The following is a 13506-nucleotide window of genomic DNA, read 5'->3' on the forward strand; positions in this document are numbered from 1 at the left end:
CTGCCTAGCGTCGAAGGGACCTGCTCGCCCCGCCCTGCCCCGCGGAGGTCCCCGTGCGTCCCGACCTGTACGCCCGCACGACGCTGCCGATCCCGGACCGCCCCGCACCCGGCCTGACGACGTACGACGCCAAGGACCCGGACACCGCGTACCCACCGATCGAGCCGCTGCTCCCCCCGCCCGGCGCGCCGCACGTGCTGGTGATCCTGCTGGACGACGTCGGCTTCGGGGCGTCGAGCGCGTTCGGCGGGCCGTGCTCGACACCGACCGCCGAGCGCCTCGCCGCCGGCGGGCTGCGGTTCAACCGGTTCCACACCACCGCGCTGTGCGCCCCGACGCGGCAGGCGCTGCTCACCGGTCGCAACCACCACTCGGTCGGCATGGGGAGCATCACCGAGACCGCGACCTCGGCGCCCGGCAACAGCTCCCTGCGCCCGAACACCAAGGCCCCGCTGGCCCTCACCCTCAAGCTCAACGGGTACTCGACTGCGCAGTTCGGCAAGTGCCACGAGGTGCCCGTCTGGCAGACGTCGCCGATGGGCCCCTTCGACGCGTGGCCGACCGGCGGCGGCGGGTTCGAGACGTTCTACGGCTTCATCGGCGGCGAGAACAACCAGTGGGACCCCGCGCTGTACGACGGCACCACCCCGGTCGAGGCGCCCGCCACCGCGGAGGAGGGCTACCACCTGACGGAGGACCTGCTCGACCACGCGTGCGCCTGGGTGCGCCAGCAGCGGGCGCTCGTGCCGGACAAGCCGTTCTTCATGTACGTGGCGCCCGGGGCGACGCACGCTCCGCACCACGTCGCGCCGGAGTGGATCGAGCGGTACCGGGGCCGGTTCGACGCGGGCTGGGACGTGCAGCGCGAGCAGACGTTCGCGCGGCAGAAGGAGCTGGGGGTGGTCCCCGCGGACGCGGAGCTGACCCCGCGGCACGACGAGATCCCCGCCTGGGACGCCATGCCCGACGACCTCAAGCCGGTGCTCGCCCGCCAGATGGAGACCTACGCCGGCTTCCTGGAGCACACCGACGTGCAGGTCGGCCGGCTGATCGACACCCTCGACGACCTCGGCGTCCTGGACGACACGGTCATCTACTACATCATCGGCGACAACGGGGCCTCCGCCGAGGGCACGGTGAACGGCGCCTTCAACGAGATGGCGAACTTCAACGGCATGGCGGCGCTCGAGACGCCGGAGTTCCTGCGCAGCAAGATGGACGAGTTCGGGTCGCCGAGCTCCTACAACCACTACGCGGTCGGCTGGGCCTGGGCGATGGACACGCCGTTCCAGTGGACCAAGCAAGTCGCGTCCCACTGGGGCGGCACCCGCAACGGCACGATCGTGCACTGGCCCGCCGGCATCGGGGAGACGGGCACGGTGCGCTCGCAGTTCACGCACGTCATCGACGTCGCCCCCACGATCCTGGAGGCCGCCGGGCTGCCGGAGCCGGTGTCGGTGAACGGCGTCCTGCAGTCGCCCATGGAGGGCACGTCCATGCTCTACGCGTTCCTCGACGGCGAGGCGCCCGAGCGGCACGACCTGCAGTACTTCGAGATGTTCGCGAACCGCGGCGTCTACCACCGCGGGTGGAGCGCGGTCACCAAGCACCGCACGCCGTGGGACATGACGGGGACCGTCCTCCCGGCGTTCGACGACGACCTCTGGGAGCTGTACGACGGCCGGTCCGACTTCAGCCAGGCCCGCGACCTCGCCGCGGAGCACCCGGACGTGCTCGCGAAGTTGCAGCGCCTCTGGCTGATCGAGGCCACGAAGTACGGCGTGCTGCCTCTGGACGACCGCACCGCCGAGCGCTTCGTCCCCGCGCTCGCCGGGCGCCCGACGCTGCTGCGCGGGGACTCCCAGCTGTTCTTCGCCGGCATGGGCCGCCTGTCGGAGAACAGCGTGGTCAGCATCAAGAACCGGTCGTTCTCCGTCACCGCCGAGGTCGACGTGCGCCCCGGCGGCGCCGAGGGCGTGCTGATCGCCCAGGGCGGGCGGTTCGGGGGGTGGGCGGTGCACGTCGTCGGCGGCCGGCTGACGTTCACCTACAACGTGCTGGGCATCCAGGAGTTCGCCGTCGCCGCCGACGAGCCGGTGCCGGCCGGGACGCACCAGCTCCGGGCGGAGTTCGCGTACGACGGGGGCGGGCTCGCCAAGGGCGGCGAGGTGACGCTGTTCCACGACGGCTCCGAGGTCGGCCGGGGCCGCGTCGCCGCCACCCAGCCGTTCGTGTTCTCCGCCGACGAGACCACCGACATCGGGTACGAGTCCGGGACCTCCGTGTCGTCGGCGTACACCGCGCGGACCAGCCGGTTCACGGGGCGCATCGCGTGGGTGCAGCTCGACGTCGGCACCCATGACGACGACCACGTCATCAGCCCCGAGGAGCGCCTCCGGGTCGCCATGGCACAGCAGTAGCGTCGAGATCACGGGGCGGAGTCGTCATGAACACAGCGACCGGCACGCAGAGCACCGGGACGGACGGGGACCCGTCCGGGGTCGCCGCGCGCCTCGCCGCGCTGGAGCGGGAGAACGCCGAGCTGCGCCGGCGGCTCGACGGCGCCTCCGGGGACGGAGCGGTCCCCGGGGCCGTGGCCCCGCCGCGCCACCGGGCACGGGCGATCGCCGCGGTCCTGCTCATCGCGCTGGGGACGCTGCTCGCGCCGCTCGGCGCCGTGGCCGCGTGGGCCCAGCGGGCGCTCACCGACACCGACCGGTACGTCGCCATCGTCGGGCCGCTCGCGAGCGACCCGGTCGTGCAGTCCGCCGTCGCGGGCCGGCTGACCGACGCGGTGATGGCCGAGATCGACGTGAGCGCGCTGCTCGGCGAGGTGGTGGGCGCCCTCGAGGCGCAGGACGTGCCGCCGCGCGCCACCGCCGCGCTCAGCGCGCTGGAGGCCCCGCTGACGGGCGGCGTGCGGTCGTTCGTCCAGGGCGTGGCCGACCGGGTCGTGGAGAGCGACGCGTTCGCGCAGACCTGGGAGCAGGCCAACCGGATCGCGCACACCGAGCTCGTCGCCGTCATGGAGGGCGAGGACGGCGACCTGCTGCAGGTCGCGCAGGACGGGCGGCTGACCATCCAGCTGTCCGGGATGGTCGAGCTGCTGAAGGAGCGGCTCGTCGACCGCGGGCTGGGGATCGCGGCGAGCATCCCGACGGTGGACGCGACCTTCCCGATCATGGAGTCGTCCCAGCTGGTGCAGCTGCAGAACAGGTACGGGCAGGTCGTCGCGCTCGCCACCTGGCTGCCGTGGGTCGCCCTCGGGCTGCTCGCGGCCGGGGTGCTGGTCGCGACGCACCGGCTCCGCGCGCTGATGGTCGCGGGCCTCGCCCTGGCCGGCGCGATGGTCGTGCTCGGCATCGGCCTGACCATCGCCCGCGGGCTGTACCTCGACGCGCTGAGCGGCACGGTGACCCGGCTCGACGCCGCCGAGGTCGTGTTCGACCAGACCGTCGCGTTCCTGCGGACCACCCTGCGCACGGTGGGCGTCCTGGGGCTGGTGGTCGCCCTGGCCGCCTACCTGGGCGGCGGCAGCACGTCGGCCCGCAGCCTCCGCGCGGGGGCGTCACGCGGGTTCGCGCGTGCGCGCACCGCGGGCGAGCGCCGCGGCGTGACGTCCGGGCCGGTCGGCACGTGGCTCGGGCAGCACCGCGGCTTCGTCCGCACGGTGATCATCGCGCTCGCCGCGGTGACGCTGCTGCTCGCCGGCAACCCCACGCCGGGGCTGGTGATCGGGACGGCCCTGGTCGCCGGCGTCCTGGTCGTCGTGCTCGAGCTGCTCGCCCGGCCGCCGCGTGAGCAGGAGCCGGCTCCCGCGTAGCGCCCCGCCTAGCGGTGGGTGCCGTCGAGGTAGCGCTGGATCGTCGGGGCAACCTGGTCCACCAGCTCCTCGTGCGACAGCCGGACCACCGGCGGCAGCTCGATGACGTGCCGGGCGACGGCCACGCCGAGCAGCTGGGAGGCGGCGAGCCCGACGCGGCCGATGCGCTCGTCGTCCATCCCGGGCTGCCCCTGCACCCGGGTCAGAATGATCTCGCGCAGCATCGCCGCCGCGCGGGCCGACGTGGTGGCGGACCGGACGAGCGCGAGCAGGATCGGCCGGGTGCCCGGCTCCTCCCACATCCGCAGGTACGTGTCGGTGGCCGCGCGCCCCGCGGTCGAGGAGTCGTCGGCCATGGCGGCGGCGACCCGCGCGGGGATGGTCGTGCGGTCCGCCAGCACGGACGCGAACAGCGCGTCCTTGTCGCCGAAGAAGTGCCGGACGAGGGCGGGGTCCACCCCGGCCGCCGAGGCGATCGCGCGGATCGACGCACCGTCGTAGCCGTGCTCCGCGAACAGCCGCAGCGCGGCGTCCAGGATCGCGTCGCGCGTGCCGCTGTCGCCTGCGCGCCGGCCCGTCGGCCGCCGCGGTCCCGTGGTCGCCGCCATGCCGCCCACTATTCCACACTTGTGGAGTTCCCCACCTGTGGAGTTCACTGGGGGCAGCCGGGCCACCGGGCCCACCGCACGAGAGAAGACTCCCCATGAGCAGCTCCGACGCCGTGATCGAGGTCGACGGCCTCACCAAGTCCTACGGGCGGTTCCGGGCGCTCCAGGGCGTCGACCTGCAGGTCGGGCGCGGGCAGGTGCACGGGTTCCTCGGCCCGAACGGCGCCGGCAAGTCCACGACCATCCGGGTGCTGCTGGGCCTGCTGCGGGCGGACGGCGGCACGGTGCGGCTGCTCGGCGGCGACCCGTGGACCGACGTGGTCGCGCTGCACCGCCGCCTGGCGTACGTGCCCGGCGACGTCTCGCTGTGGCCCGGGATGACCGGCGGCGAGGCGATCGACCTGCTCGGGGAGCTCCGCGGCGGCCTGGACGAGCGACGGCGCGCGGAGCTGGTCGACCGGTTCGAGCTGGACCCGACCAAGCGCGGCCGGCAGTACTCCAAGGGCAACCGGCAGAAGGTCGCCATCGTCGCCGCCCTGGCCTCGGACGCCGAGCTGCTCGTGCTGGACGAGCCGACCTCCGGGCTCGACCCGCTCATGGAGCGGGTGTTCCAGGAGGTCGTCGTCGAGGCGCGGGACCGCGGGGCCACGGTGCTGCTGTCCAGCCACATCCTGGCGGAGGTCGAGAGCCTCGCCGACCGGCTCAGCATCATCCGCGACGGGCGGATCGTCCGGTCCGGGACCCTGGCCGACCTGCGCGGGCAGACCCGCACCACCGTGCACGCGACGCTGGCGCGGGTCCCCTCCCCCGCCGACCTCGCCGTGTTCAGCGACGTGCACCTCGACGGCGGCACGTTCTCCGGCAGCGTCGAGGCCGCCCGGATCGGCGAGGCGGTGGACGCCCTGTCCCCCAGCGGGTTCACGTCCCTGACCGTCGCCCCGCCGTCGCTGGAGAGCCTGTTCCTGCGCCTGTACGGCGGCGAGCCGGCCGAGGCCGGGGCCGCGGGCGCGGGCGCGGACGCGGCGGGGGTGGCGCGATGAGCGCGCTCGCGGTGTCCCTGACCGGCACCCGGCCGCTGCTGCGGACCTCGCTGCACCACGACGGGCGGGGGTTCGCGCCGTGGGTCCTCATCGCGACCGGGCTGTCGGCCTCGTCGGTCCTCGTGTACCCGCTGGTCTTCCCGGACCAGGCCGGCCGGCAGGCGCTGTCCGGCGCGATCGGGGCGAACCCCGCGCTCGGACTGATCTTCGGCCCGGCGTACGACCTGAGCACCGTCGACGGGTTCAACGCCTGGCGCAGCCTCGCGCTGGGCGGGTTCCTCGTCGCCCTCGGGGCCGTCCTCGCGGTGACCCGGGCGACGCGCGCCCAGGAGGACTCCGGCCAGGCCGAGCTGCTCGCCTCGGGGGTGCTGGGCCGCTCCACGCGCCTCGCGTCCGGCGTGGCGCTCGCGCTGATCGGCTCCCTCGCGGCCGGGGTGGTCGCCGGCGTGGTCACGGCCCTGTGCGGCGGGGACTGGGGGTCGTCGATGCTGCTGGGCGCGACCTTCACGGCCAGCGGCTGGATGTTCACGGGCGTCGCCGCGGTGACCGCCCAGATCGGGTCCGACGCCCGCACCGCGAGCTCGCTCGCCGTCGGCACCCTCGGTGTGCTGTTCCTGCTGCGCGGGTTCTGCGCGTCGCTCGACGCCCCGGCCTGGACCCTGTGGGCCAACCCGCTCGGCTGGACGCTCCAGACCCGCCCGGCGAACGGCGACAGCTGGGCACCGCTGCTGCCGGCCGTCGCGCTGACCGTGGCCCTCGTCGCCGTGGCGTTCGTCCTGCAGGGCCGCCGGGACTTCGGCCAGGGCTCGGTCGCGCCGCGCCCGGGGCCCGCGCGCGGCACCACCCGCACGACGTGGGGCCTGGCCGTCCGGCTGAACCGCGCGCCGCTCGTCACGTGGACGGTCGCGTTCCTGGGCCTCGGCGTGGTGTTCGGCTACTTCGCCACCTCGGTCACCGACATCCTCGGCGGCGACGCGTCCGTCCAGCAGATCCTCGCCGCCGGCGCCACGACCCCCGACGAGCTGACCGGCGCCTTCGTGCGGACCATCCTCGCCCTGGTCGGCATCCTCGCCGCCGTCCCGGGGGTGCAGGTGCTGCTCCGGGTCCGCGCGGAGGAGCTGGAGGACCGGGTCGAGCCGGTGCTGGCCGGCGCCGTCGCGCGCGCCCGCTACTACGCGAGCCACGTCGCGCTGGCACTGGCCGCCTCGGCGCTGTTCGTCGTCGTCGCCGGCACGCTCCTGTCCGCGATGGCCGCGGGTGCCGACATCGGCGTCTCGTTCGGCGACGCGTTCGTCCAGGCCCTCGCGACGGTGCCCGCCGCGTGGACCGTCGTCGCCCTGTCGGTCGCCGTGGTCGGCGCGCGCCCGGCGGCTGCCCTCGCGGCCTGGGGCGGGGTGCTGGTCTCGTTCGTGCTGACCCTGCTCGGGCCGACGTTCGGGCTCGACGACTGGGTGCTCGGGATCAGCCCGTTCTGGCACGTGCCCGAGGTCGCCACCGCGGCCCCGGACTGGACCGGGCTCGCGTGGATCACGCTGGTCACCGTCGCGCTGGTGGCCGTCGGGTTCCGGGGGTTCCGGCACCGCGACCTCGCGCGCTGACAGCGACCTCGCGCGCTGACCGCGACCTCGCGCGGGCGCGCCCGTCCCGCGGGTGCCGGGCCGCCGCGGGCGCGCGATGCTGGGACCCGCGTCGTCGCACCCGGCGGCGACCCGACCGACCCCGGAGGTCCCCGTGCAGCAGCGCAGGCTCGGCCCGTACACCGTCTCGGCGATCGGCCTCGGCGCCATGCCGGTGTCGATGAACCAGGACGAGGTCTACCCGGAGCCCTCCGACGCGGTCGCGACGATCCAGGCGGCGCTGGACGCCGGCGTGACGCTCATCGACACCGCGGACATCTACGCACCGACGTGGGACCAGATGGGCCACAACGAGCGGCTGGTCGCCGAGGCGGTCCGCACCTGGGGCGGTGACACGTCGCAGCTCGTCATCACCACGAAGGGCGGGATCACCCGCGCGGAGGGCGAGACGTGGGGCCGCGACGGGTCGCTGGAGTACCTGCGCTCCGCCGTGGAGAAGTCGCTGCGGGCGCTCGAGGTCGAGGCGATCGACCTGTACCAGTACCACCGCCCCGACCGCTGGATGGTCTACGGCGACGTCATGGAGAACCTCGCCACGCTGAAGCGCGAGGGCAAGATCCGCGAGATCGGCATCTCGAACGCGAGTGTGGAGGAGATCGAGATCGCGCAGCAGGTGCTCGGCGACGGCGGGCTGGTCAGCGTGCAGAACCAGTTCTCCCCGCGGCACCCCGGCAGCTACGACGAGCTGCGGTACTGCGACGAGCACGGCATCGCGTTCCTGCCGTGGAGCCCGCTCGGCGGGACCGGCGGCGGGGCCCGTCAGGTCGGGGACCGGTTCTCGGTGTTCCGCGAGGTCGGCGAGCAGCACGGCGTCAGCCCCCAGCAGGTCGTGCTGGCGTGGGAGCTGTCGCTGAGCGACAGGCTGATCGCGATCCCCGGGGCGCGGCGGGCGGCGTCCATCACGGACTCCGCAGCGGCGGCCGACCTGGTGCTGTCCGCCGGCGAGCTCGAGCGGTGCTCGCGGGCGGTCGGGCTCGAGGTCGACTGAGGCTGAGGTCGTCGGCGGCTCAGCCGGTCAGAACCGGCCGCCGCCGCCGCGCCGCCCCCGGCTGGAGGACCCGCGGGACCGCGAGCTGCTGGACCGCGTGCTGGACCGGGTGCTGCTGGAGCGGCGGCTGCTCGACGAGCGCGACCGGGACCGGGACGACGAGGACGACGACGCTCCCCAGGACGAGCCGCCGCCCGAGAACAGCCCGCCGCCCCAGCCGCCGGGCGAGGCGGTCTGCGCCCGCTCCGCCGCCCGGGCCGCGGCGGTGATGTCGTTCCGGGCGTGGCGGCGCGCGGCGTCGACCGCCGCGAGCGCGAGGTCCATCGCCGCAGCGCCCGCGAGCGGGTCGGTCTGCGTCCCGGCCGTCTGCGCGTGCGCGTACGCCTCCGCCAGGCGCTGGCGTGCCGTGGCGCCGACGACCCCGCGGTTGGCGCGGACGATGTTCTCCGCCATCTCCAGGTCACGCTGGAGGCGCGGCAGCTGCTCGGCGACGCGCTGCCGGGCGCGGAGCACGCGCTGCTCCTGCTCCCGGTGCGGGGCGAGGGCGGCGTCGAGCGTCCCCTCGGCCTGGGCGAGCGCGACGAGCGCCGCGAGCGGGTCGCCGCCGGTCAGCGACGGGCGGGCCGCCGCGAGGACCTCCCGCGCGCGCGTGGCGGCAGCGGCCACGGCCGGGTCGGCCGCGCCCAGCCGGTCCGCGTCGGCGAGGTCGCCCGTGAGGGAGGCCACGGCCTGCTCGACCCGCGCCGGTGCGGCGTCCAGCTCGGCGGCGACGGCGCGCACCTGGGCGATCAGCGCGTCCCCGCGGTCCAGCAGCGCGTCCGCCTCCCCCACCGCCGCGACCGCCGCGGCCCGGTCGGTGTCGAGCCGGGCCTGGCCGGCGGCGATGACCTCGGTCGCCCGCGCGGCCGCGGCCGCCGCCTGCTGGGGGTGGTCACCGACAGCGGCCGTCGCCGAGGGCGCCCACCGGGTGCGCAGGAGCGCCACGTGGTCGGTGGCGACGCGGGCACCGGCGGCGACGTGCTCCGCGCGGGCGGCGAGCTCGGTGAGGTGCTGCGGCGCCCGCGCGTGCAGGTCGCGCAGCGCCGCGAGCGCCGCCCCCTGCTCGGTGAGGGTGGCCTGGATCGACTCGCACGTGGCCACGACGCCGGCCAGCGCGGACCGGCGCGCGCCCGCGTCCTCGAGCTCGTCGGCTGCCGCACGCGCGGCGAACGCCGGGGTCAGCCGGTCGCGGGCGGCCGGGAGGGCGGCGCGGAACGGCCCGAGCTGCTGGTCACCCAGCTCCGCGGCGGCGTAGTCGAGCTCGCGGGCCCAGACGGCGAGGGCGTCGTCGGTGCGCACCAAGGCGGCCGACGCGGCGTCCTCCAGCGCGTCGAGCTCCGCCCGTGCCCTGCGGCGCCGCACCAGCACGAGGGCCGCGGCGGCCACGGCGGCGGCGACCAGTGCGACGAGCGCGACGATCCCGAGGACCCGCGGCCACGCGCTGGGCCGGACCGCGTCGGCGTAGCCCTGCGCCGCGGCGACGGCCGCACCGTCCCAGTCGTCGTCGCCGAGGTGCGGCTCGATGCGGTCGGTCTCCACGTCCCGCAGCTCGGCGTCGCTCAGCGGCAGGTCCGGGTCCACCGACACCTGGTAGGTGCGGTCCTCGACGGCGACCACCAGCAGCAGGTCGTCCACACCCAGCCGGGACAGCTCCGCCGTCTCGGCCGCCCAGGTCTCCGGGTCCGCGCCGTCGAACGAGTCGATGTACGTGACGAACAGCTGCAGGTCGGTCGTGTCGGCCAGCTCGTCCAGCGCCGCCTGCACGGCGGCCGGGTCCCGCAGGACGCCCGCGGTGTCGGTGACCTCTCCGGCGAGGTCCTGCGGGGGCTCCGCCGACGCGGGTGCCGCGGCGGTCCCGAAGGCGGCGGCCAGGGCGAGCGCGGTGGCGGCACCGGCTCGGGCGAGGGGGCGTTCGAGAGGCACGACGGGCTCCAGGATCCGGGGTGCGCCGACGGCACGTCGGACGAGACGAGACGGTACCGTCGTCTGAACGACGCGACGTCAAGGACGGGACATGGCCGGACACCGGATCTTCTCCATGAGCTTCGCCAGCATCTACCCGCTCTACGTGACCAAGGTCGAGCGGAAGGGCCGCGGCAAGGACGAGGTCGACCAGGTCATCACGTGGCTCACGGGCTACGACGACGACGGGCTCGCGAAGGCCGTCGCCGACGAGGTCAGCATGGAGGCGTTCTTCGAGCAGGCGCCAGGGCTGAACCCGAACGCGTCCCTCATCACCGGTGTCATCTGCGGCATCCGCGTCGAGGAGATCGAGGACCCGCTCATGCAGAAGATCCGCTACATGGACAAGCTGGTGGACGAGGTCGCGCGCGGCAAGAAGATGGCGTCGATCCTGCGCGGCACGGGCGCCACCGCCGGCACCAGCGCCTAGCGGTCAGCGCACCGCGACCCACACCACCGCGCCCAGCGTCCCGAGCGCCGCAGCGCCCGCGACGACCAGCGCCCCCACCAGCCGGGCACGAGCGCGCGCCGCCCCGACCGCGGAGGCCCCGCGGTCCGACAGCACGCGGTCCGCCCGCAGCATGACGACCACCGCGCTCGCGACGACCACCGCCGCGACCCACAGCACCGCCGACGCCTGAGTCAGCACGGCCCCACCCCTTTCCCCCTGCCACAGCGCGCGGGAAGGTGGACCCCCGCGGACCGACACCCTGGCACACCGGACCCGCCGGTGTCACCGTGACTGGCGTGCGCGGGGCGCGCCGGGCGCCTCAGGGGCGCGTCAGCGGTGGTGCGGCGGGTGGTCGTCGGTGAGGTGCTCGGCCTGGTGCAGCACGTTGCGCACCAGGGCGTCGACGTGCTCGTTGGCGTGCCGGTAGTACACGGTGACCCCGTCGCGGCGGGTGTGGACGAGGCGGCCGGAGCGGAGCTTCGCGAGGTGCTGCGAGACGGCAGGGACCGGCCGGCCGAGCAGGTCCGCGATCGCCCCGACGGAGAGCTCGCGGTCGTGCAGCAGGTCCAGGATCGCCAGCCGGGTGCGGTCGGCGAGCAGGCGCAGCACGTCGACGGCGGTGTCGAGGCGGGCGTCGGCCGGCTGGTCGTCGGCCGGTGCGCGCGCCTGGGAGGGCTCGGCTGTCACGCGCTCAGCCTGCCACGTCGGCCACCGGGCGGGTCCGGGCGTGCCGCGGCCACAGCAGGGCGGTCGCGAGCGACGCCGCGGCGCAGAGGGCAGCGAGGACGAGCGCCGCGGACCCGAGGCCGAGGCCGCCGAGCCAGCCGGCGAGCGGGTAGGTGACCAGCCAGCACGCGTGCGACAGGGAGAACTGCGCGGCGAACACCGCGGGCCGGTCCCGCTCGGGGGTCGTCCGGGTGATGATCCGGCCGACCGGCGTCTCCGCGGCCGACCACCCGGCACCGACGAGCGCGAACAGCACCGCGACCAGCACCAGCCCGCCCGTGCCGGGCACCGTGAGCGCCGCGGCGACCGCCGCCGTCGCCACGGTGACGACGGCCGCGCCCCCGAGCATGAGGGCGCGCTCGGGCAGCGCCGCGAGCGCCCGCGGGAGCAGCACGGCGACGGTGATCGAGCCCGCACCGAGCGCGGCCATCAGGACGGCCGCGGTCCCGTCGCCGCGCTGGTAGGCCTCCCGGGCGATGAGCACGTACTGCACGAGCACGTAGGCGCCGCCGGCCGCCACCGCGAGGTTGAGCGCGAGCACGGCCCGCAGCGCGGGGGTGCGGACCATGAGCTCCACGCCCCGTCGCACGCGCACGCCGAACGGCTGCGCCTGCTCCTCGACCACGCCCGGGCCCAGCCGGAGGCGAGACACCAGCAGCGCCGAGACGGCGAACCCGGCCGCCGTGCCGACGAAGAGGTCCGAGCTCGGCACGAGCAGGAGCAGCGCCGCGGCGAGCAGCGGGGACAGCACCATCTCGAGGTCCTCGGCGAGCCGGGACAGCGAGAGCGCCTGGGTGTAGCGGTGCTCGTCGGGCAGCACGCGCGGCAGCACCGCCTGGTAGGCGGGGGTGTGCACGGCCGAGGCGGACTGCATGACGAGCACCAGCACGTAGACCTGCCACACCGACGACACGAGCGGCAGCCCGAGGACGACGACCCGTACGAGGTCCGCGACGACCAGCACCCGGCGCGGGGGCGCCGCGTGGACCAGAGCCGCGGCGACCGGCGCGACCGCCACGTACGCGACCATCTTGATCGCGAACACGGTGCCCAGCACGAGGCCCGCGCCCGCACCGGCGAGGTCGTACGCGAGCAGCCCCAGCGCGACCGTCGCCAGGCCGGTGCCGGCGAGCGAGACGACCTGGGCGACGAGCAGGCGGCGGTAGGTGCGGTCGGCGAGAGCGGGGAGCACCCACCCATCATTGCGTACTTACGTCATCACGCAAACGTGCAGACGTTGCACCAGGCGTCAGCCGCAGCCCGCCAGGGCCAGGTCGGGCTCCACCTCGACCGGGTGCAGCTCCGGCCGCGCGCGCAGGAACTGGGCCGGCCGGGCGAGCGCGCCGCCCGACCACGGCACGTCCGCGGAGACCTCGACGACGAGCGGGGCGATCCGCGTCGCGATGGCGGACGGCGCGCCGCCGGGCGGCGCGAGCGGCCTGATCTGGCGGGCGAGCGCGAGGGCCGCCGTGAGGCTCAGGGACCCCGAGCGGCCGACCGGCACCAGCTCGCCGCCGACCGGCAGCGCCAGCAGCAGCGCGCCGGGCTGCGTCGCGGGCCCCATGACGGCCGTGGCGACCAGGTCGACCGCCGAGGCGTGCTTGACCTTGCGCCAGTCGCGCGTGCCGGGGCGGTAGACCTGGTCGAGCCCCTTGGCGACGAGCCCGTCCACCCCGGACCCGGCGAGGTCGCGGAACCACCGTGCGGCGACGCCCGCGTCCCCGGTCAGCGCGGACGTCGTCAGCGGGTCGGTCCAGCCGGCGGCGAGCTCCTCGAGGGCCATCCGCCGCTCGATGAACGGCTGCGCCCGCAGGTCGGCGTGCTCGCGCTGGATCACGTCGAACGCGATGAACGCGGCCGGCACGAGACCGGTGAGCGCGGCGGGGTGCGGCGCGGCGACCCGGCGCTGCAGGGCACCGAAGTCGACCCGGCCGGAGCGCCGGGCGACGAGCTCCCCGTCCAGGACGGTGCCGGGCGGAACCTGGTCCGCCACCGCGGACGCCACCTCCGGGAACGCCGCCGTGAGGTCGGCGCCGTGCCGGGACCGCAGCAGCGTCCGCGGCCCGTCGGCCAGCGCGAGCAGCCGCATCCCGTCCCACTTGGGCTCCCACGCGGTGCCGCCCGGCAGGCCGACGGTGTCCTCGAGGGCGTGCGCCACGCGCGCCAGGGCGAGACCGCTGGGATCCTCCGGCGTACGGGGCACGGCGGTGACCCTACGCCGGTTTCCGGGCG

At 75.6% G+C, this 13506-nt stretch carries 12 protein-coding genes; 6 read left to right on the top strand and 6 right to left on the bottom strand.

Features of this window, described 5'->3' with window-relative positions:
• Positions 1 to 53: 53 nt before the first annotated feature.
• Entirely contained in the window at positions 54 to 2420 is a 2367-nt protein-coding gene (locus KJP73_RS00540) for an arylsulfatase (protein ID WP_213280767.1), read from the top strand.
• A gap of 26 nt (positions 2421 to 2446) precedes the next feature.
• Positions 2447 to 3823 carry a hypothetical protein gene (locus KJP73_RS00545; RefSeq protein ID WP_213280768.1) on the top strand — a complete coding sequence of 459 codons (1377 nt, stop codon included), beginning with the start codon at positions 2447 to 2449 and terminating at the stop codon, positions 3821 to 3823.
• An 8-nt stretch (positions 3824 to 3831) separates the two neighbouring features.
• Here KJP73_RS00545 and KJP73_RS19465 read toward each other — a convergent pair whose 3' ends face one another.
• The gene (locus KJP73_RS19465; protein ID WP_213280769.1) at positions 3832 to 4431 is read right to left on the bottom strand and encodes a TetR/AcrR family transcriptional regulator; all 600 of its coding nucleotides are present in this window, start codon (positions 4429 to 4431) and stop codon (positions 3832 to 3834) included.
• A 95-nt stretch (positions 4432 to 4526) separates the two neighbouring features.
• On the opposite strand from KJP73_RS19465, the gene KJP73_RS00555 reads away from it, so the two are divergent.
• The 3 genes from KJP73_RS00555 to KJP73_RS00565 all read left to right on the top strand — a co-directional run bounded on the left by KJP73_RS00555 (position 4527) and on the right by KJP73_RS00565 (position 8096).
• Entirely contained in the window at positions 4527 to 5471 is a 945-nt protein-coding gene (locus KJP73_RS00555) for an ABC transporter ATP-binding protein (RefSeq protein ID WP_213280770.1), read from the top strand.
• A complete protein-coding gene (locus KJP73_RS00560; protein ID WP_213280771.1) occupies positions 5468 to 7069 on the top strand; it encodes an ABC transporter permease in 1602 nt (533 codons plus the stop codon). Before KJP73_RS00555 ends, KJP73_RS00560 begins: the two co-directional genes overlap by 4 nt.
• A 133-nt stretch (positions 7070 to 7202) precedes the next feature.
• On the top strand, positions 7203 to 8096 hold the full coding sequence (locus KJP73_RS00565) for an aldo/keto reductase (RefSeq protein WP_213280772.1): 894 nt from the start codon (positions 7203 to 7205) through the stop codon (positions 8094 to 8096).
• A gap of 27 nt (positions 8097 to 8123) precedes the next feature.
• Here the strand turns inward: KJP73_RS00565 and KJP73_RS00570 are convergent, their stop codons facing one another.
• Complete coding sequence (locus KJP73_RS00570; RefSeq protein ID WP_213280773.1) at positions 8124 to 10058, bottom strand: TPM domain-containing protein; 1935 nt, start codon at positions 10056 to 10058, stop codon at positions 8124 to 8126.
• A gap of 91 nt (positions 10059 to 10149) precedes the next feature.
• Here KJP73_RS00570 and KJP73_RS00575 point away from each other — a divergent pair, with 91 nt between their 5' ends.
• Positions 10150 to 10527, top strand: a complete 378-nt coding sequence (locus KJP73_RS00575) for a DUF2200 domain-containing protein (protein ID WP_213280774.1) — start codon at positions 10150 to 10152, stop codon at positions 10525 to 10527.
• Between the two features lie 3 nt (positions 10528 to 10530).
• Here the strand turns inward: KJP73_RS00575 and KJP73_RS00580 are convergent, their stop codons facing one another.
• The 4 genes from KJP73_RS00580 to KJP73_RS00595 form a co-directional block, all read right to left on the bottom strand.
• Positions 10531 to 10746 (bottom strand): hypothetical protein, encoded by a 216-nt coding sequence (locus KJP73_RS00580; RefSeq protein ID WP_213280775.1) that lies wholly within the window; start codon positions 10744 to 10746, stop codon positions 10531 to 10533.
• A 132-nt stretch (positions 10747 to 10878) separates the two neighbouring features.
• Positions 10879 to 11235, bottom strand: a complete 357-nt coding sequence (locus tag KJP73_RS00585) for an ArsR/SmtB family transcription factor (protein WP_213280776.1) — start codon at positions 11233 to 11235, stop codon at positions 10879 to 10881.
• Between the two features lie 4 nt (positions 11236 to 11239).
• Positions 11240 to 12466 carry an MFS transporter gene (locus tag KJP73_RS00590; RefSeq protein ID WP_213280777.1) on the bottom strand — a complete coding sequence of 409 codons (1227 nt, stop codon included), beginning with the start codon at positions 12464 to 12466 and terminating at the stop codon, positions 11240 to 11242.
• A 57-nt stretch (positions 12467 to 12523) separates the two neighbouring features.
• Entirely contained in the window at positions 12524 to 13477 is a 954-nt protein-coding gene (locus tag KJP73_RS00595; RefSeq protein WP_213280778.1) for an ATP-dependent DNA ligase, read from the bottom strand.
• Between the last annotated feature and the right edge of the window lie 29 nt (positions 13478 to 13506).

The organism is Cellulomonas hominis, from assembly GCF_901521055.1.
Lineage (GTDB): Bacteria > Actinomycetota > Actinomycetes > Actinomycetales > Cellulomonadaceae > Cellulomonas > Cellulomonas endometrii.

Coding starts and splice junctions, on each gene's coding strand:
- KJP73_RS19465 (WP_213280769.1), bottom strand. CDS start 4,431: ATGGCGGCGACCACGGGACCGCGGCGGCCGACGGGCCGGCGCGCAGGC.
- KJP73_RS00555 (WP_213280770.1), top strand. CDS start 4,527: ATGAGCAGCTCCGACGCCGTGATCGAGGTCGACGGCCTCACCAAGTCC.
- KJP73_RS00560 (WP_213280771.1), top strand. CDS start 5,468: ATGAGCGCGCTCGCGGTGTCCCTGACCGGCACCCGGCCGCTGCTGCGG.
- KJP73_RS00545 (WP_213280768.1), top strand. CDS start 2,447: ATGAACACAGCGACCGGCACGCAGAGCACCGGGACGGACGGGGACCCG.
- KJP73_RS00575 (WP_213280774.1), top strand. CDS start 10,150: ATGGCCGGACACCGGATCTTCTCCATGAGCTTCGCCAGCATCTACCCG.